Origin of the sequence: Maribacter sp. 6B07 (genome assembly GCF_002700155.1) — a bacterium.
In the GTDB taxonomy this organism is placed as follows: Bacteria; Bacteroidota; Bacteroidia; order Flavobacteriales; family Flavobacteriaceae; genus Maribacter; species Maribacter dokdonensis.
In genome coordinates this window covers 190883-210723 of sequence record NZ_PDUT01000002.1, presented here as the reverse complement: position 1 = coordinate 210723, position 19841 = coordinate 190883, and the positions used below count along the sequence as shown (strand labels likewise).

Here is a 19841-nt window from a genome sequence, read left to right as displayed (position 1 = left end):
ACAAAGTCTCATTGGGCTTATCCCACCCCTATTGGGTTGCGAAACTGACTCGCTACCTTGTGATGACGGGTATATAGAAATACCAGGTCAAAATGGACCTGTTTGCCTAGCTGAAGGAGAGGTAAGAGCTATTGATATTTTAACACCTTAAGTTCAAAATATAGGATGAGTAAAGACACCATGTCGTAAATTATAAAGTTCAATTAAAGGATTACAAAATGGAAATTGAAAAAACATTTTATCAAGACGCTAATGTCCTAGTAACTCAATCAAGAATAGTGGCCTATGGAAAGACATATGCAATGAGAAATATTTCCTCTGTTGACATATCCGAAAATTCGAAGTTATTCCTCAAAATTACATCTACAATTATGTTCATTTTTGCGTTGATAGGATTATACTTAAAAGATTATTGGATAGGCATTGCAGCCCTTGGAATTGCAATTATAATTTTGCTTAATGCCAGAAATGAGTATGTCATGATAATATCTAGTAATTCGGGAAATAGTAATGCATTGAGCTCAAAAAATAGAGATTATATTCAATCCATAATACATGCAATAAATGAGGCTATTATACACAGGGGCTAGATTAAGATAAAGTTCAATTAAAGGATACTAAAATGCATAAAACTGACAATATTTATAATTATGAATTTAATTTTTATGAGTCATTTGAGCTTTTTAATCTATTAGAAGATTCAATTAAAAATATCTGGTCTCAAATACCTATAAAGGAAAGAGAGGCTAGAAAATTTGAGAATAAACTAAATGCAAAAAAAACTAATTTCTTTTCTAACCACGAGGAATCATATTTAAAATATAAATCTGAATTTCAAAAAATCGACAAGGAACTTAATACTCTGAAAATTAAAAAAAGATCACTGCTTGAAATTTATATTAAAGTTGCTAATACTTTATTTGCTGAACGAGCATATGATTTGGAGATTTCAAAAGAAAATTACAATAGATGGAGGAAAGACCTAAACTTAGATTAATTAAAGTTTATAAAAAGAATAAATAGTGTCATTAAAATTTTTATTAAAAGAATAATCATGAAAAAAGCAATTTTAATATTTATCGGAATTACAAGTATTTTTTTTACTAGCTGTAAAGATGGAGAAGCTATTAACCAAAAAAATCATATTGAAGTGTCAAAACTTGTTTATGCTTCAAGGTGATTTAGATTTATTTAGAACCGTTAGCACAGACAAGGCTTATAAAGAATTTGAGGTTGAAACGGATTTATTTAATAGTGCCAATAAAGATGAATTAATGACAGAGAATATAAAAGTACGTGCAGATACCATTATTGATAACGTGGCGTGGATAAGTCTTAACGATGGTAGAGATTTAAATACTACAATAAGATTAATAAAGACCGATAGCGGTTGGAAAACTGATGTTTACAATCCTTTTAAAGAGAAAAGTCCATTGAAAAATGAAGTAGTAAAATTTCCTGATTTAAATAAGCCTAAATAAACGATGCTCAAAAAACTCACAATAGTTTTACTAATATCAACCATTGTATTTTCATGCAATAAGAAGGATGAAGAACCTAAACTTGTAAATTTTGCAATATTTTTTGAAACCGTCTGTATTGAATCATTTTCAATTATCTGTGTATCTGAAATTGAGTTCAAGCGCATTCAAGAAGTGTTTAAAGGATATGAAGATGATCCTGATTTGGACTGCTTAGCCATCACAGTAAAAGATTTAGATGGAATTTACCGGGTTTTTCTGAAGAGAAGAATTCAAACCCTAAATTGATAACCTAAAAATAGAATTTATTTAATTCTTTCAATTCTAAATAAAGTGTACTATAATGCACTTTAAATAATTATTTTAAATAAACAAGCTCTAAAACACTAAATAGTGCATTTTAAAGCACTATTTGTTATTGAACTGAAATATATAACTATATTTACATAAAAAAGAGCCATATAATGCACTTTGAAAGTCTAATAAATAGTATAAAAGAACGCAGAGAAATACTAAATGTAACTCAAGAAACATTAGCAGATCTTTCAGGAGTTGGTTTACGTACGCTTAAACAGTTTGAAAGTGGGAAAGGTAACCCAACAGCAGAAACTTTGAATAAGTTAGGTAATGCCTTGGGTATGGAATTGACATTCCAAATAAAACCAACAACATCTGAAGAATGAGACAAGCATTGATATTGTACAAGAAAGAAGAAGCTGGCAGATTAACTCAACTTAATGATGGAACCTTCAAATTCAGATATCTAGACGTATGGTTTCGGTCAAATGACAAACCAGCTATTAGTCTTACGCTACCTAAAAATCAACAAGAATATCATTCAGAATATCTATTTCCTTTTTTTTATAATATGTTACCTGAAGGATCAAACAAACAAAATATTTGTTTTGAATTACGTATTGATCCTGAAGACTATTTTGGTCTATTATTAACTACAGCGAAATATGATACCATTGGAGCTATACAGGTTAAAGAAATAAAACTTAATTAAATGATTATAAACAACTGTCCAAGCACTTTAAAGAAAGGACTTGATACATACAGCAAGACTGCTTTAAATCGTTTATTCAATGGAAGAAAGGTAAGCCCTACCCTACCTTATGAATCACCAGTATCAAATGCCATTACCGAAGAACTTTTCAAAGAAAACAAAAAGCGATTGTCCATTTCTGGTGTGCAAGAAAAATTCTCTGTACTACTAGAAAAGAACAAACTACGCTTGATAAATGAAGGAGAACAAGGTCAGTACATTTTAAAACCTATTCCCAATGTGGGAAGCCGAACTGAACAGATGCCTGCAAATGAACATCTGAGCATGCAAATAGCAAGACAAGTTTTTGGAATTGAAACAGCTGAAAATGGTTTAGTTTTTTTTCAAAATGGAAACCCAGCTTATATAACTAAACGTTTTGATCTAAATGAAGACGGAACAAAATTAGCTGTAGAAGATTTTGCAACATTAACCAAAAGGACACCACAAACCCATGGAACAGATTTTAAATATACAGGTAACTATTTAGAAATGTTCGACCTTTTAAAACAATATGTTCCTGCTTATACAATAGAAGCATTAAAACTATTTAGATTAATCCTTTTCAATTATATCATCTCTAACGGTGATGCCCATTTTAAGAATTTCTCTTTAATAGAAACATCTATGGGAGATTTTAAACTGAGTCCGGCATATGATTTATTGAATAGCAGGATTCATATTGAGGATAGAGATTTCGCTTTAGAAGATAGGCTTTTACCACTAAATAAGACAACAGGGAAAGTTACAGAGCAATTTTCAAAACTTGCAGAACTTGCAGGTATTTCAGCAAAACAAAGTACCAAAATATTTAAAGAAATTACCTCTCATGAAGATAAAGTCCTGGCCTTAATTGAACTTTCATATCTTGATGAGAAAACTAAAAGAAACTATGCTCAAGCTTATCAAACAAGACTTAAAAAACTACTTAGACCCTAAAACATTAGATAACGTTTTATAGTTATCAACAATGAAAGTCAATGTATATACCACCAAAAGAAACTACCTTCGTGTACCCCATTTGTACCCCAAAGCTCTCAAAGCCTAATAAACACTAACTTTGCTACTTACTGTATCGGGAAGTAAAACATCACTTTTCATTATTGATACATGTAAAACATTATTTATAACTGTTTGTATTTTAAATAAAAAAATAGGGACAACTACATATCGTTATCCCTATTTGCAATTAAACTAACATACTCAAATAATATTTTTCACATTTGATGAAAAGCCCAAATAAAATCATTCAATTATTTGCCCTTTAGATAATAACACTTTTTTCAATTGCTTGTAATCTACATTTTGAACTGCTATTTTTTCATCAATAGCTATTACCGCAGCTGTAGCAGCTGATTGCCCTAAAATCATAAAGACCGGCTCCATTCTAATTGACCCAAAAGCAATATGACTTGATGATACACATACAGGAACAAGCAAATTTTTACATTCATTTTTCTTTGGCACCAAAGAACCATAAGAAATAGTATATGGACCATTAGTTTCTACTCCTATATCTCCCTCATTTTGAACAAAACCATCGGGTTTTATATAACGCTGTGCATTGTGAGAATCCATAGTATATGAACCTAATCCTATTGGGTTAGGAGTTTTACTCTTTTTTAATAGTTCATTTTCTGTCATTACAAATTCACCTACCATCCGTCTTGCTTCCCGAACATAAATTTGATGCGGCCAATTACCATTATCCACAAATTCATCTTTAGCTAACCCCCATTTTTGCATTTCCATTTGAACACTTTTTGGCACTCTAGGGTCATTTGCTACAAACCATAAAAGTCCTTTTTGGTATTGCTCATGTTCTTTTATAATCTCCTTTCTTCTTTCATATGAAGCCTCTGGATAATCATAATTCATACCGATATTGTCGCTACTAAACGGTCCATGATTATTTGTATCTGTCTTATGATTGGGGATGGCATCAAACTTATTGAACCATTCATTCCAACCTGAATCAAATACACGAGCAAGCAATTCATATTGCATTGGGTCATAACCTTCAGGCTTTGGAAAAGGTACCCTATTGACTTCATGATTAGTCATACAACTACGAAAACAATATGCTTGAATTTTATGGTCCCCATCATGTTTCTTACCTGGTGCTTTACTGGAAACCCTAGGTAACAATCCACTAGTTGAATCCCCAGGTATTATATAAGGGGATACATTAGATTGAAACCAATGTTTATGATGTAAAACACCTGTCTGCACTCCATTCCATTCTTCTCCATAAACATCTTTGCCCTCCCTACCTACATGATAACTTACACCTGCAGCTGCCATTAGATCACCTTCATAAGTTGCATCTAAAAAAACTTTAGCAGAATACGTTTTACCTGTCAATGTAGAAATTGATTTAATTGTTCCGTCTTCTACAACTACACCATTTTCTCGATCTAACCATTCATCTCTATCAACCCTAATTTCATTCTCTTTAATTAGGTCTTCAAATACATTTTCTGCTACATGAGGTTCAAAGATCCACATAGTCCTATTTTCTCCATCCATGGCAGGTGTACCTTGTCCTGTATTTCCATATTCACTTTTAGGTTGCCATTTCCAAGCCTCATCAGTATTATAATGCTTATAAATTCTTTGATAAAATTCTCTTGCAAGTCCTCCAATTACACTTTTATCACCAGTATCAGTCCATCCTAATCCTCCAGAGGTCAACCCTCCCAAATGCTTGTCTGGAGAAACGACTATAACCGATTTCCCAGAGCGTTTTGCCTCTACCGCTGCCGTTATTGCCGCTGAAGTTCCCCCATAAATAATAATGTCTGCTGTAATTGTTTCTTTTACATCTGCAGATTTATCCTCACATGAATACAAAATTAAAGTTGAAATCATCAACCCTATCATATGAAGTACGAAACGGCTTATATATTTCATTTGTTTTGATTTTTAGAATAGGTATTGGATGTTATTTCAAGTAATTCTTTTTTCATTTCTTCTCCCAATTCAAAGTGCTCGTTAATTAAATCATTAGATTCAGATTCATCCTCTGACAGATTATATAATTGACCCTGTAACTCATTCTCGTTTGGCTGAATATACTTCCAGTCCCCTTTCCGTAATCCCATTTGACCATTGGAAGATTGTACTACGACAGTATTTCTAATATTATTTTCCTTTCCCAAAAAGTTTAAAGATTGATCATAACTATCTATCGCAACATTCTCCGGCAAGTCATAATTGACAAGAGCTCCTAAAGTTGCCATTACATCGTTTAAAGCAAATAATTTATCAGATTTAACTCCTGAAGGAATTTTATTCGCCCACTTTACGATAAAAGGCATACGAACTCCACCCTCCCATATTGTCCATTTAGAGCCTTTGAGATTACCATTTGGATGATGTTCATCAGTACCATTATTTTTTCCTTGTACATCTACCAAATCATTACTTGGGTTGGCATTGTTTATATGTAAGCCGGTTCTTTCAAACTGAGACCCATTATCACTTGCAAAGATTATTATAGTATTATCTTTTTGGTCAGAGCTTTCTAAAGTATCTAATATCTCACCAATTTTGCTGTCTAACTCAGCTACATAATCACCATAGGTACCCGCTTTGGTTTTTCCTATAAACTCATCACTTACCGACAATGGAATGTGTGGTACATAAGGAGCAAAGTATAGAAAAAACGGACTTTTATCTGGTGACCTGAATCTTTGACTTAAAAATGCGATACTTTTTTTAGTAAGTAGTTTTAAATACTCATTTGATGGAATAATTTCAATATGTTCCTTACCCTTGGCAGCATTTATATTATAAAATTCATGTTGTAAGGCCGCAACTATATCATTACCTTCCATTACCCAGCATTCACTCGCACAGCTAAACCCATACCAATTTTCAAAACCCTTATCAACAGGACCATTTTCAATAGGTTTACTTAAGTCGATATTTTCACCATTGTTCTTAGATTTAAACTGTCCATAACCTGCAGGTTTTAGTCCGTCCAATGTTGGAAAAGTTGCTCCTAGATGCCATTTTCCAAAACCTGCCGTTGTATAACCTGCTTCTTGTAACATTTTAGGAAGTGTCAATTGACCCTCGCTTATCATGGAAGGTTCATAATTTGCAAGTACACCGGATTTCTTCCAACTTCTAAAGGGGTATGTACCGGTCATCAACGCATATCTAGATGGTGTGCAAACAGAGACTGGACAGTAAGCATTGGTAAAACTGATACCCTCAGATGCTAATTTATCTAAGTTAGGCGTAGGCACAAGAGAATGGTCATTATATGAACGCAGGTCACCATAACCGAGATCATCGGCTAATATTAATATAATATTCGGTAAAGTTGATGCCTTCTCTTTTTCCATTTTACAAGATGTAAAAAACATCACACACAATACTATCAGACCATAAAAGCCATGCTTATTTAGTACAGATTTATTGATATATTGGCTAACAGATTCTTTCGAAATCTTCATAATCAATTCAATTAAACTTTATTAATTATTCAAGGCGTTGACCATTTTTTAAAAGAACAGATTTTAAAGTATTATAAGGAACATCTTGAACCGAACTATCTGAATCAATAGCCAAAGAAGCGGCAGTAGCGGCAGACTGACCCAGAACCATAAATACAGGCTCCATTCTTATAGAACCAAAAGCTATATGTGTAGAACTAAGACAAACCGGCACTATTAAATTTTCACACTCTTCCTTTTTTGGAGTCAAAGACTTGTAACTTATAGGGTAAGGATCAAAACCGTGAGCTTCTACGTTCCCTTCATTTTGAACATAACCGTTAGCATCAACATACCTTTGAACATTATGAGAATCCATTGTATACGCAGCCAATCCAATAACATCCTCTGCCACTACAAGCCCCTCACAATTATGTTGTGTCATTACATAATCGCTAATCATGCGCCTGGCTTCACGAATATATAGTTGTTGCTGCCAACCATCTTCTCTCTCAAATTCATCTTTTGTTGTCCCCCATTTTGAAGCTTCATCACGAACCTCTTTAGGAATTCTGGGGTGATTGGCCAATGTCCACATTAAACCCATTTGGTAATTGCGGTGATCTTCTACTATTCGTTCTCTTTCAGCGTATGAAGCCTCTGGATAGTTATAGTTCTTTCCGATATAATCGGTAGAAAAACCAAATCTGTTATTCGAATCGGTTTTACGATTTGGCATACTAGAATTAATTAATGGCAATATAGGTCCGCCATTGTAGTACATATCACGTACTGACCCTTCCCTTGCTTCATAATTGCGAAATAGCAATTCATAATTCAATTCATCATAATCATCCGGTTTTTTAAAAGGAATTTTATTCTCAGGATTGTCTGTTAGGCACATTCTAAAACAATAAGCCTGTACTTTATCATCTCCAGCTCCCTCTACCCCTGGTTTTTCATTTATATTCGGCAAAAGTCCACTCTTTGGGTCCCCTTTTACAACATAAGGATCTACTCTTTGTATAAAATTATGATTAGCTGCATTCTTAGAAACTAATTTAGTTAAGGAAACATTATAATTATTTGCCTGTACACCATTTAAAGTTTCTCCGTATTCTTCATTACTCTCACGACCTACAGTATAACTAACACCACTTGTAGCCATTAAGTCACCTTCATAAGTTGTATCAAGAAACACTTTACCAATGAATTTTTTCCCACTTTCCATTGTAATAGAAACGATTCTACCATTTTTCATTTCTACACCAGAATCCCTATTCAATCTTTCATTGTATACTAGTTTTACCTTCTCTTTTTTTAACATCTGATTATAAACCGATAGTGCTGCCGAAGGTTCAAATGTCCACATGGTAGGCTCTCCTTTCTGCGTTCGTGTTTGGCCACCATCCTTATAATCAGACTTATCTTCCCATTTCCAATTACTTGAATCATCATAATACTTTTTAATGTTCTCGTAAAATTCTCTAGAAATTCCTCCTATTGCCTGCTTGTTACCAATATCCGTCTGTCCTAAGCCTCCTGTAGTTAAACCTCCAATTCGGCTTGTTGGTTCTATAAGTACTACTGATCTATTCATTCTACTCGATTGAATAGCTGCTGCAACACCGGCCGATGTACCTCCATAAATTACTATATCATATTTTTTTGTTTGTGCGTTCAAGCCTTGAAACATTAATATGAGAGTGAAAATTTGTATTAATTTGGTCATATTCTTTATTAATTAGTAATATACTTTATGCTATTTTCTAAAATTTTATTCGTTTAAAAATTCTTGGTTTTATTAAAAAAGCACTACCATTTTTCTTGACAGTGTTCACTTTTTAAGCACAGACTATCAATCACTCAATAGTTTTTAGCGTCCCTCTAGTTTTAAAAATATTTAGCAAAAAGAGATAAAGAATACAGGCCGAATTTGAGACCTGTATTCTTGACACTATTTAAATATTAATAACCTGGGTTTTGGTCAGATTGGCTTATTGCCGGATTGTTATTGATTTCATTTTCAGGAATTGGCCACAATAAGCGTTCATCAATAATATTTTTGCCAGCAGCTGTAAAAGCCTCTTTAACCGTACCGGTTCGTTTCAAATCAAACCAACGTCTACGTTCCAATAAAAACTCGTAACCACGTTCTTGTAAGACCGCATCTCTAAAATCTCCTGAACTCATACCAGAAGGATAATCTTCTGCAGATACCGTGTTCAAATCTAAACCATATGCTCGTCTCTTAATAATATTAAGTCGCTCTAATGCAAGTGCTGTTGGACCACCATTGGCGTTACTTGCCGCTTCCGCATAAATTAAATATGCCTCGGCAAACCTATAAATAGGCACACTGTATACATTTTGCCCAGACGAATTGGAAATAAATTTTTTAAAGAGTACCGGCAATGTTTCCGGTAAAGAAACCCATGACCCATCAAAATTTTGATACTCTGTATACAAATTAAAGTCCTTTCGTAAGTCATTATCATCCCAACTATCTCCAATAAATGAATTTGTATCAGGAAGCCATGCAAAATAACCTGTAGATGAATAATTATATGGCAGCGCCTGCCCTCTATGAATATATGTTGGAATACCCGAAGTTTTTGTTTCAGAGTGGTGAACAGACATTATATCTTCTGAGCTAGAATCTACGGCAAAAATCTTATAAAAATCATCTGGACTTTCAACTTCTACTAAACTAAAAGGACCGTTAACAATTACATCATTGGCCTTATCTGCTGCTGCTTCCCAATTTTCTAAAGTCAAATACACATGAGCCAATAACATTTTAGCAGCCCATTTTGAAGCTCTACCCGTTTGAGAACCTGTTTCACCAAGTCTACTTTCTGCAGCCAAGGCATCAGCAACTATTAATTCATACACCATACTTTCTGGCTCGCGTGCGGCTTCTACGGTACTTAAATCTACACTTTCACTAGTCTTAATAGGTACAGCACCCCAACCACGAACTAGTTCAAAATAACTTAAAGCTCTTAAAAAATAGGCTTCTCCAAGTATCATCTCTTTAGTTTCCGCATCTATATCTTCTATTTGTGATACATTATCTAAAACCGCATTGGCACGATTAATCGTAGTATAAAGTGATGACCAATTTGAGGCACACCTTCCAATACTTGTTTGATCCAATATTTGATCCCAAATAGTAATTGGTGCTTGTGACCCTCTACCAAAAATAAAATCGCCATGTAGCTCAGTCATTAAATAATGGTTCATACCATAAAAATCGCTTTGTAATCCAGCGTAAACACCGACAATGGCGGCTTGAGCATCTTCTTCGTTATTGTAGAAGTTTGCCTTTGAAACAAAATCCCTTGGAACTTCTTCCAGTGTTTTTTCACAGGCAGAGAAACACATGATTATTATTAATCCTAAAACTATATTTTTCATAATGTTATGTCTTTATAAATTAAAATCTAAATTTTAGACCAATCGCATAAATTTTGGCACTAGGATAGCTACTCTGATCGTGACCAAAACGTAATCGATCGCCAATATTACTTGAATCAGTTCCTCTAGTATTAGCTTCTGGATCAATACCTGAGTAATTTGTAAAAGTGAATAGATTGGTACCTGAAATATATAATTGAAGCATATCAAAATCACTTAGACCTATGTCAGAAACAGGAAAATTATATGCCAACCTCATCGATTTTACACGCAAATAACTGGCATCTTCAATAAATCTATCTGAAACAGTAATTTGAGTAGCACTACTGATTTTTGGATATTTTGCGTTAGGATCAGGGTTTTCAGCTGTCCAATAATTTCCAATAATATCTCTAAATTGATTATTACCTCGTTGAAAAGAATTTAAGTGTGTTCCATTGGTGGCATTAAATAGTTCATTTCCTTGAACCCCTTCCAACATCACATTTAGTTCGATACCTTTATAACTAAAGTTAGAAGTTAATCCATATATAAAATCTGGATGATAACTACCCAAAATCACACGATCCAATGAATTTATTAAACCATCAGGAACACCATCGGGTCCACTAATATCTTGATATTTTATAAACCCATTCTCATCCAAACCATCTTCAAGAAGTCCGTAAAAAACACCTAATGGTTCTCCTTCTCTTGCAATATTCGCACTTGGCCATACCGCAGCTTGTGCCGCACCAAAAATATCACTGTCACCAGCAAGCTCGATAACTTTGTTTCTATTGGCAGAAATTTGAGCCGATACATCCCATTTAAATTCGTTTCTTAAAATGTCAGCGTCAACACTAAATTCTACTCCTGAATTTTGTATTTCACCAAGGTTTCTAAGAATTGAACTAAACCCAACACTTGATGGAAGAGGTACCGATGCAAGTAAGTCTTTAGTATTCTTTTTATAGTAATCAAATACAAACCTTAATTGATTATTGAATAGGTTTAAATCAAACCCAACATCCAACTGACCAGTAGTTTCCCATTTTAAAGCACTATTGGAAATACCGGCAGGATAAAACCCAATAACATCAGCTTGATTTTCAAAGATGAATTTAGTTGAGTTTAGTCTATCTAGTGACTGATATGGATTGAGCGCAGTGTTACCCGTAATACCGTAACTTGCTCTTAATTTTAAGTTTGAAATGGTTGAACTATTTTCTAGAAAAGATTCGTCAGAAACACGCCACGCTAAAGCTGCTGAAGGAAAATATCCCCATTTATTATTTGCGCCGAACCTCGAAGATCCATCTGCTCTAATACTAGCGGTCACCATATATTTACCATAATAGGCATAATTTACCCTCGATAGAAACGAAGCTAACGTCCAGTCAAAATAACCGGACCAAGGATTACCAACAGTTTCTGCGGCAGCCAAATTATAGTTTTCTGTGATATTATTGGAAAAACCGCTTACGTATATACCAGAGTAACGGTTCATTTGCGTTTGGTAAGTAGCACCGCCTATTACGTTTAAGCTATGTTTTTCATTAAATGTCTTAGAATACGTCAAGACATTTTCCGTTAAAAATGAATTAAAATAATTATTACCTTCTTGAGCAGAACCTCTATCATTTTCATACACAGTTGGCGTAAACAACTCGCTACGTGAATTTCTATATTGCAAGCCTAATAAGGTCTTAAAAGAAAGGCTGGGTGTAATTTGAAAATCGAAAGTTGAGTTAGCCAATACACTATTAGCAAAACTAAGATTCTTATTAAGAGTAGATAATAAAGGGTTTCTCATATCTGCAGACCCAAAATTGTAAATCTGTCCTATTTGGGTAGGTAGTCCATCCTCATCATATAATGGTAATGTAGGTGGTGCCGAAGCCGCTGCAGAAAGCATTGATGTACCTCGGTATCCGTTATCAACATTTACTGAATGGGTCTCACTTCTAGATAATTGAAGGTTAATGCCCATTTTTAACCAGCTTTTCAATTCTTGATCTAAGTTAACTCTAACTGAACCTCTTGTAACTCCAGAGTTTTCAATGATTCCTTCCTGATCATAATAATTACCGGATATAGAATATCTCCCTTTATCTGAACTACCAGAAAAAGTAATGGTATGGTTTTGAACAGGTGAAGTTCTAAAAATTGCATCTAACCAATCGGTTCCTGGGTTTTGCACCTCATCAACATTAAAATTCGGTTCCAGACCTTCATTTTTTAACCACTCATTGGCTATAATGGCATATTCTTTAGCATTAAGTAAATCATATTGATTTATGGCCTGTTGCATACCAAAGTAATTATTTACCTCTATTTTACTTTCTTGGTTCTTCACCCCTCTTTTAGAAGTAATAATTACAACACCGTTTGCACCACGTGAGCCATAAATTGCAGTTGCCGATGCATCTTTTAAAATATCGACGGATTCAATATCTGCAGGATTTAAATAATCTATACCGCTAGTAACTGGAAATCCATCCACTACATATAACGGTTGATTGTTACCTATCAATGAATTCCCTCCTCTAATACGTACCTCAATTCTAGAACCAGGAGTACCTGAGTTTTGAGTAACCCTTACACCAGATGCACCTACTTTAAGTGCCTGTGCCATATTGAAAACTGGAACAGATTCTAGGGTTTCAGTTTTAACCTGAGAAACCGACCCCGTTAGGTCTGCCTTTTTCATAGTACCATAACCAACTACAACAACCTCTTCTAAGCCCGCTGCACTTTCTTGAAGTACAATATCAACATTACCTTTTCCTTCTAAAGCAACCTCTTTAGTTGCATAGCCTAAATATGAAAATATTAGAGTTGCGTTTTGATCAGAAATCAAAATGGAAAAATTACCATCAAAATCTGCTGTTACACCATTAGTAGTTCCTTTCTCAACAATGTTAGCACCTGGTAAAGGAACACCATCAGAATCTACAATGGAACCGGTCACCGTTCTTTGATAGGCTTCGACTTTTTCGTCTTGTCCTCTAGCCCTATTTAGCTTTGAATCTTTTTTCAAAAATATTTTACGATCTTTTATTTCGTAAGTAACATTTTGATCGTTAAAGAGACTTTTAAGAATGTCATCAATTGGAACATGTTTAAATTTTACAGTTACCTTTCTATTTAAATCAACGGTATTTGTCTTAAATAAAAATTTAAACTCACTAAGGCTTTCGATTTCATCTAATACCTCACGAACAGTTGAATTTTCTTTCGCAATAGAAATTTTTGTTTTTTGAGAGTAGGTATTGGCCTGCATCAAAAAACTTATTGTCAAGAAAAAAAGAAGCGATAACTTCATTTTTAGGTCATAATTTAAGCGCCGAGAGAGAAACCCATTCGACATTGGTGGTTTTTTCATAATTTTGAGTGTTTATTTGTGATTACGCTTTAAGAGTGATCATTCTTATAATCGGGAAATGTTCCAGCATTTTCCGATTTTTTTTCGTCCTCTCGAAATATTAAAATGATCTAATGATGTTTGTTGATTTTAGCTCATTGCATTTAAGTTTTAATTGATTATTATTTTATTCTCTACTATTTGATATTCAATTTGATAGACTTTATTGAAATAACTAAACACTTCTTCTATTGTCTCGTGTTTAGTTTCAATTGTCGCATTAAATTTCTCGTTAGCTAGCGCTACATTATTGTTAATTATGACCACGTTATAATGTCGTTCTAGTTTTTGGATTATATTTTCGAAAGAAACATTTCGAAAAACAAGATTCCCATTCATCCAAGAGGTATAAAGCGCTGTATTAACTTTGCGATTGATTATATTTTTATCCGTTTTATTGAATACGCCCATATAACCCGGTTCCAAAAAGACTTCTTCTAAATCTTTTTTACTTTCTTTAGAAGACAAACCAACAGAACCTTCAACAAGTACAACCTCCGTCTGCTTATCTTCGTCATAATTGGTGACATTGAATTTGGTACCATATACCTTAACATCTAAATCTTGAACATTTACTACAAACTGTCTATTGTTTTCGTGTATTACATCAAAAAAAGCTTCCCCTCTCAGAACAACTCGTCTAATAACATCTTTTTCAAAAACAGTAGGATATGTTATTGAACTACCAGCATTTAAATGCACCCTAGTACCATCTGACAATACAATTCCAAATTGTTTACCATTAGGAACACTCAATGTATTATATTCTAGTATTTGGTTTTCCTGCGGTTCATAAATTAATTGATCATCTTTCTTGTTGCCGATAACCTCACCCGAAGTTCCAATAATTTTAGCGGAACCTGTCTCTGTTATAACCTGCTGTTCACCGTTGCCCAACTCTAGTACTATAGAATCTTCTCTTGGTACAACTACATCTGCTGTTTCATTGACCAATAATTTATTTTTCATTAAAAATCCAAGTCCCAAAAACAAAACCGCAATAGCAGCATACTTAAAAACAGATAACATTCTAATTTTAGAACTTTGCTTTTTATCCTTATTAATTTCCTTTAGGAGTTTTTCTTTTACTTTATCAAATTCAGAATTGTTCATAGCCAAATTTATAGAGAAATGGGTTTTAACATATGATTTAAAAATCTTATGATTCTTATCATCTAACAACCAATTATTAAGAACATCCAAATCTTCTACATCAGCTGACTGAGTAAAATATTTAATGATTCGATTTTCAATATCTTTTGATATCATTGATTACTTCTCTTTTAATTAATACAAGTGAAATTCTCAATACCCTAACTTTTTTTTGATATTTTTTTCATAATCTCATAATATTTACCGTTTATTTGTTAAATAATCATTTATTATGGATGCTGAAGAAAATAGAAGATTAATTAAAAAACTTATATCCGGAGAAGAAAAAGCCTACATTTTACTTCTAGAAAAATATCATCAACAACTAAATGCCTATGCGGTAACCTTAACCCATGATCAATCAACCGCACAAGACATTGTTCAAAATGTATTTCTAAAGACTTGGAAATCAAGAAAAAAACTTAATCCAGAATTCTCTATCCGTAATTTTCTTTATAAATGTGTTTACAATGAATTTTTGAATACATATCAGAAAAATAAAGCTGTTGTACTATTGAATAAAAAGTACATTGAGTATTCTCATGAGGTAGCGGTTGAATTTGATGACAACATGATGAGTAAAATGATGGACATTGTAAATAGAGAAATTAAAAAACTACCTCCCAAATGTCAAAAGGTTTTCGTACTAAGTAAAAAAGAAGGTCTATCGAATAGTGAAATCGCAGATTATTTAGACGTCTCTATTAAGACTGTTGAAGCACAAATTACCAAAGCATTTAGAATATTAAAAAATGAATTAGGTGATAAATACGAAACTATCTTGCTTATTATTTTCAATAAAAAATTGGTTTAAGCATAGATTATCGAATTATCATCTAACACCTACAATAAATTAACCCCTTTACTCTTGTAAGATTCCAAAATCTTGGCAGAGGGCTCTAGCTCTGTGACTAAATCAGTTAGTGTATTAATTTCACATATTTTATAACGACTTACAGTATTTAACTTTTTACTGATGGTTAAAGCCACCAATCTTTTTGATGAATCTATCATAGCCTTCTTTAACTGCGCAATTTCCAAATCGGTTTCCGTAATACCTTTTTCACTATCCAAATATCCAGTACCTAAAAAACAAACATCCACAGAAATATCCGTTAAACTATTAATAGACACTCCACCGGTAACCAATTGAGATTCCTTTGACAGCTTACCTCCTATTATGTATACTTCATGATGATGAGTTTTATTATTCAAAAGTTCTATTGCCATAGGTAAACTTGGCGTAAAAAAGGTAAGGTCCATTTTTCTAGGAATAAGTTTAGCAAGCTCCAAGTTGGTAGACCCGCCGCTTATAAGAACAACATCACCATTTTTTAAAAGAGAGATGCCTTTTTTTGCAATCTTCACTTTACTATCCTGTTCAAAAATCTCCTTAGACCGATCGGAATAGGTATTGAATCCATTAGAGATTGCTCCTCCATGAACTTTTCGCAATTTCTTTAACTCATCAAGCTCTTTTATATCTCGCCTAACGGTATCCATTGACACATTTAGAATGTTGGCTAAATCTGTCAATAACACCCTATTATGTAACTGAACCTCTTCTACTATTACTTGATGTCTATCGGTTTTTTGCAAAATATATTCTTTAAAAACTATTACAAGGATATCAAATTAATAATAAACAACTAACATTTGCAACAAAATACTGCAAAACATATACCTCATTTTAGAATACAATAAATATTTCTAGATTTAATTGCTTTGTTGCAATAAAATATTGCAAAACATAAAATATTCTGCTAGGTTTGTTAGCACAACTACTTAAAACTAATATTATGAAGAAAACCTATCATGTTCTCTCGGTGCTCTTGCTGATGCTATTTTCACTCAGTACTTATGCACAAACTTCAACAGTCTCAGGTACTGTTATTGCCGAAGACGGCCTTCCGTTGCCAGGCGCTACCATCTTGTTAAAAGGAACCACTACGGGGGCCTCCACTGATTTTGATGGTAATTTCAGCATACAGCTTTCTAACTCTAATAGCAAAACACTAGTTATTAGTTACATTGGTTACAAAACAGAAGAAATTGCTTTAACGGGCATGAATCAAACTATCAATGTTACCTTGATGGAAGATTCAAATGCTTTAGACGAAGTAGTTCTAGTGGGTTCATCTGTTACCCAATCTAGAAAAAAATTGGGTAACGCCATTACTACCGTAAAGTCGGTAGAGCTAGTAAAAGCTTCACCTGCAAATATCACGACATCCTTACAAGGTAAAGTTCCTGGTGCACAAATAACACAAAATTCAGGTGATCCCGCCGGTGGTTTTTCTATTAGACTTAGAGGACCAAGTACGATCAAAGGATCTTCAGAACCTTTATACGTAGTTGACGGAGTAATCACCAGTAACTTAACTACCAATGTTACCAACTTAAATGTTGATGCGGGCGATGCTGCACCAGGACAAAATAGAATGGTAGACATTAATCCCAACGATATTGAAAATGTCAACATCTTAAATGGTGCTGCCGCTGCTGCCATTTACGGTTCTAGAGCATCCAACGGTGTTGTGGTAATAACAACAAAAAAAGGTGGCAATTATGAAGACGGACCAGAATTTTATTTCAAATCTACTTTCAGCGTAAATACAATTCGTAAGAAACTAGATTTAAATCTCATAGGAGAAGAATTTGAAACTGTACCTAACAGTGCGCTTTCCGGTAGACTATGGCCAATTTTTGGTTTTGACCCAAATGATGGCAATGCCCTTACAACATACAGAAATTTATCTACCGATAAATTTGAAACTACCAGATATGATTATCAAGATGAGATTTTCCAGACCGGTTTTGGTAGCGACAATTACTTTTCTGCAAAAGGAGGAAATGATAAAATGGGATATATGGCATCCATAGGATATCTAAGCAATGAAGGTATCATCAAAAACACCAAGTTCGATAGATTTTCTGCAAGAGTTAATTTTAATCATAAAGTAACCGATTGGATGTCTTACGATTTAGGATTATACTATGCCAATAGTAAATCTGATGAAAAACCAGATGGAAATGTTTTTTGGAGTCCTATCAACTCTATTAATATAACTAACAACACATTCGACATCACTCAAAGAGATGCCAATGGAAATTTAATGGCTGTTGAAAATACCAGAGTAAATCCATTGACTATTATTGAAACTTTTGATATTACTCAAGATGTAAATCACTTTATTCCTAATCTACATCTTAAAATTAAGCCCACAGAAAAGTTATCTATTGATCAAATTATAGGTGTTGATACATATAATCAAAAAGGTAATATCTATATACCAGTTTATCCTTATGAAAATGTAAACCCTGCATATTATGACGATGGTTATATAGGTAGTGCCGAGGCGAAGGTATTTAACTGGAACTATGACATTAACATGGCATACAACACCAATATTACAGACAAATTAAACTCGGTTACAACTGCAGGATATAGTTTTCAAAGTAGCGAACTTTCTTTTGAAGGAACTCAAGGAAGAGGGTTGGATAGCAATAATGAACCTACTATTCCATTGCAAACACAACCCATTGACACCAACTTGGATATTTACGGATTCTTTTTACAAGAGACCTTATCATGGGATAACAAACTGTTTTTAACACTAGCTGGCAGAATTGATGGGGCTACAAATTTTGATGTTGACGAAAGATCTAATTTCTATCCAAAAGTTTCTGGATCTTACGTTCTTTCAAATGAGCCATTTTGGAATACGGAAAGTTTCTTGAATTCCGCAAGGTTAAGAGCATCATACGGTGAAGCCGGTAACTTAACCGCAATAAGTCCTTATGAAAGATATGGCAGCTATACCTCAAATGATTACTTAGGCTCCTCAACATTACAACAAAATACCAGATTGGGTAACGAAGGATTAAAGCCTGAGCGCACCAAAGAATTTGAAATAGGTACAGACTTAAGTTTCTTTAACAACAGGGCATCATTATTATTTACCTATTACCGTCAAAACATTGAAGACTTAATTGTAAGTCGTGTATTGGCACCTTCATTAGGTGGCTCAACAAGAACAGAAAATGTTGGTACAATGCGTAATAACGGTATTGAGCTTTATGCAAAAATAACACCTATTAAAACTGATGATTTAACATGGGATCTTAATTTCAACTATAGTAGTAATAGAAACAAGGTACTAAGCACGGTAGGTGGCGATATTACTATTGAAAGTGTAACCGGTGCTCCGCCAATTGTAAGAGAAGGTGAAGCTCTGGGCGTATTCTATGGTACTTACTATGCTACAGATGACAATGGCGAATTAATATTAACAGGTGAATCTACAGATGGTAGTCCGGTTGGGGTTCCTCAACAAGAAAGAGGTGACCTTACAACCAATACACCACAGCGTGATGCAGACGGACAACCGACTGGGGATGTTTTAAGAAAAGTTATTGGTGACCCTAATCCAGATTACATCCTTGGAATTGGTACTGACCTTACCTACAAGAATTTCAATTTCAGTATGCTTTGGGAAGCGGTACAGGGCTTTGATGTCTTTGATGCTGACAAAAGAACCAGACAAGGTGTAGGTGTTGGTCAATTAGCAGCGCAAGAATTAACAGGAGAGTTACCTAGAGGATATATCGCTGGTATTTATCCTATAGAAGAATTCAGAATTGAAGATGGTTCTTTTGTTAAGCTTAGAGAAGTTTCTTTAGGTTATGAATTTCCGTCATTGTTCAACTCTAGTTTAGAAAATGTAAGACTTTCATTGATTGGAAGAAACCTTGTTTCTTTTGACAAATTCTTTAGCTATGATCCTGAAACAAATGCTGGAGGGCAATCAAACTTATTGCGCTCAGTGAATTTTGGTAACGTGCCAATTCCAATGACAATCTCATTATCACTAAGCGCTAACTTCTAA

The 19841-nt window shown here is 33.9% G+C and carries 15 protein-coding genes; 8 read left to right on the top strand and 7 right to left on the bottom strand.

The genetic code is table 11. From position 1 onward, the window contains the following. Positions 1 to 218 precede the first annotated feature (218 nt). The 6 genes from CSC80_RS10620 to CSC80_RS10595 all read left to right on the top strand — a co-directional run bounded on the left by CSC80_RS10620 (position 219) and on the right by CSC80_RS10595 (position 3468). Entirely contained in the window at positions 219 to 590 is a 372-nt protein-coding gene (locus CSC80_RS10620; protein ID WP_099191712.1) for a DUF6232 family protein, read from the top strand. A 32-nt stretch (positions 591 to 622) separates the two neighbouring features. Further along, a complete protein-coding gene (locus tag CSC80_RS10615; protein WP_099191710.1) occupies positions 623 to 997 on the top strand; it encodes a hypothetical protein in 375 nt (124 codons plus the stop codon). 118 nt (positions 998 to 1115) lie between these two features. Beyond that, positions 1116 to 1481, top strand: coding sequence for a hypothetical protein (locus CSC80_RS10610; RefSeq protein ID WP_099191708.1), 366 nt, complete (start codon positions 1116 to 1118; stop codon positions 1479 to 1481). Positions 1482 to 1945: 464 nt separating this feature from the next. After that, on the top strand, positions 1946 to 2164 hold the full coding sequence (locus CSC80_RS10600; protein WP_099191704.1) for a helix-turn-helix transcriptional regulator: 219 nt from the start codon (positions 1946 to 1948) through the stop codon (positions 2162 to 2164). Further along, positions 2161 to 2490, top strand: a complete 330-nt coding sequence (locus tag CSC80_RS19465; protein ID WP_180268605.1) for a HipA N-terminal domain-containing protein — start codon at positions 2161 to 2163, stop codon at positions 2488 to 2490. The genes CSC80_RS10600 and CSC80_RS19465 overlap by 4 nt, the downstream gene beginning before the upstream one ends. Further along, positions 2491 to 3468, top strand: a complete 978-nt coding sequence (locus CSC80_RS10595; protein WP_180268604.1) for a HipA domain-containing protein — start codon at positions 2491 to 2493, stop codon at positions 3466 to 3468. Positions 3469 to 3774: 306 nt separating this feature from the next. Here CSC80_RS10595 and CSC80_RS10590 read toward each other — a convergent pair whose 3' ends face one another. The 6 genes from CSC80_RS10590 to CSC80_RS10565 form a co-directional block, all read right to left on the bottom strand. Beyond that, positions 3775 to 5442: an FAD-dependent oxidoreductase gene (locus tag CSC80_RS10590; RefSeq protein ID WP_099191702.1), complete on the bottom strand. Its 1668-nt coding sequence runs from the start codon at positions 5440 to 5442 to the stop codon at positions 3775 to 3777. Then, on the bottom strand, positions 5439 to 6884 hold the full coding sequence (locus CSC80_RS10585) for an arylsulfatase (RefSeq protein ID WP_201796631.1): 1446 nt from the start codon (positions 6882 to 6884) through the stop codon (positions 5439 to 5441). Before CSC80_RS10585 ends, CSC80_RS10590 begins: the two co-directional genes overlap by 4 nt. A gap of 136 nt (positions 6885 to 7020) precedes the next feature. Next, positions 7021 to 8706 carry an FAD-dependent oxidoreductase gene (locus CSC80_RS10580; RefSeq protein ID WP_099191698.1) on the bottom strand — a complete coding sequence of 562 codons (1686 nt, stop codon included), beginning with the start codon at positions 8704 to 8706 and terminating at the stop codon, positions 7021 to 7023. A 236-nt stretch (positions 8707 to 8942) separates the two neighbouring features. Further along, positions 8943 to 10394: a RagB/SusD family nutrient uptake outer membrane protein gene (locus tag CSC80_RS10575; RefSeq protein WP_099191696.1), complete on the bottom strand. Its 1452-nt coding sequence runs from the start codon at positions 10392 to 10394 to the stop codon at positions 8943 to 8945. 19 nt (positions 10395 to 10413) lie between these two features. After that, a complete protein-coding gene (locus CSC80_RS10570; protein ID WP_236973373.1) occupies positions 10414 to 13659 on the bottom strand; it encodes a TonB-dependent receptor in 3246 nt (1081 codons plus the stop codon). A gap of 252 nt (positions 13660 to 13911) precedes the next feature. Beyond that, on the bottom strand, positions 13912 to 15069 hold the full coding sequence (locus CSC80_RS10565; RefSeq protein ID WP_099191692.1) for a FecR family protein: 1158 nt from the start codon (positions 15067 to 15069) through the stop codon (positions 13912 to 13914). Between the two features lie 115 nt (positions 15070 to 15184). Between CSC80_RS10565 and CSC80_RS10560 the strand changes: the two genes are divergently transcribed. Further along, positions 15185 to 15766 (top strand): RNA polymerase sigma-70 factor, encoded by a 582-nt coding sequence (locus CSC80_RS10560; RefSeq protein WP_071341847.1) that lies wholly within the window; start codon positions 15185 to 15187, stop codon positions 15764 to 15766. A 29-nt stretch (positions 15767 to 15795) separates the two neighbouring features. On the opposite strand, the gene CSC80_RS10555 is transcribed toward CSC80_RS10560, so the two are convergent. Then, positions 15796 to 16551 (bottom strand): DeoR/GlpR family DNA-binding transcription regulator, encoded by a 756-nt coding sequence (locus CSC80_RS10555; protein ID WP_071341846.1) that lies wholly within the window; start codon positions 16549 to 16551, stop codon positions 15796 to 15798. A 200-nt stretch (positions 16552 to 16751) separates the two neighbouring features. Between CSC80_RS10555 and CSC80_RS10550 the strand changes: the two genes are divergently transcribed. Continuing rightward, positions 16752 to 19841, top strand: a complete 3090-nt coding sequence (locus tag CSC80_RS10550; protein WP_099191690.1) for a SusC/RagA family TonB-linked outer membrane protein — start codon at positions 16752 to 16754, stop codon at positions 19839 to 19841.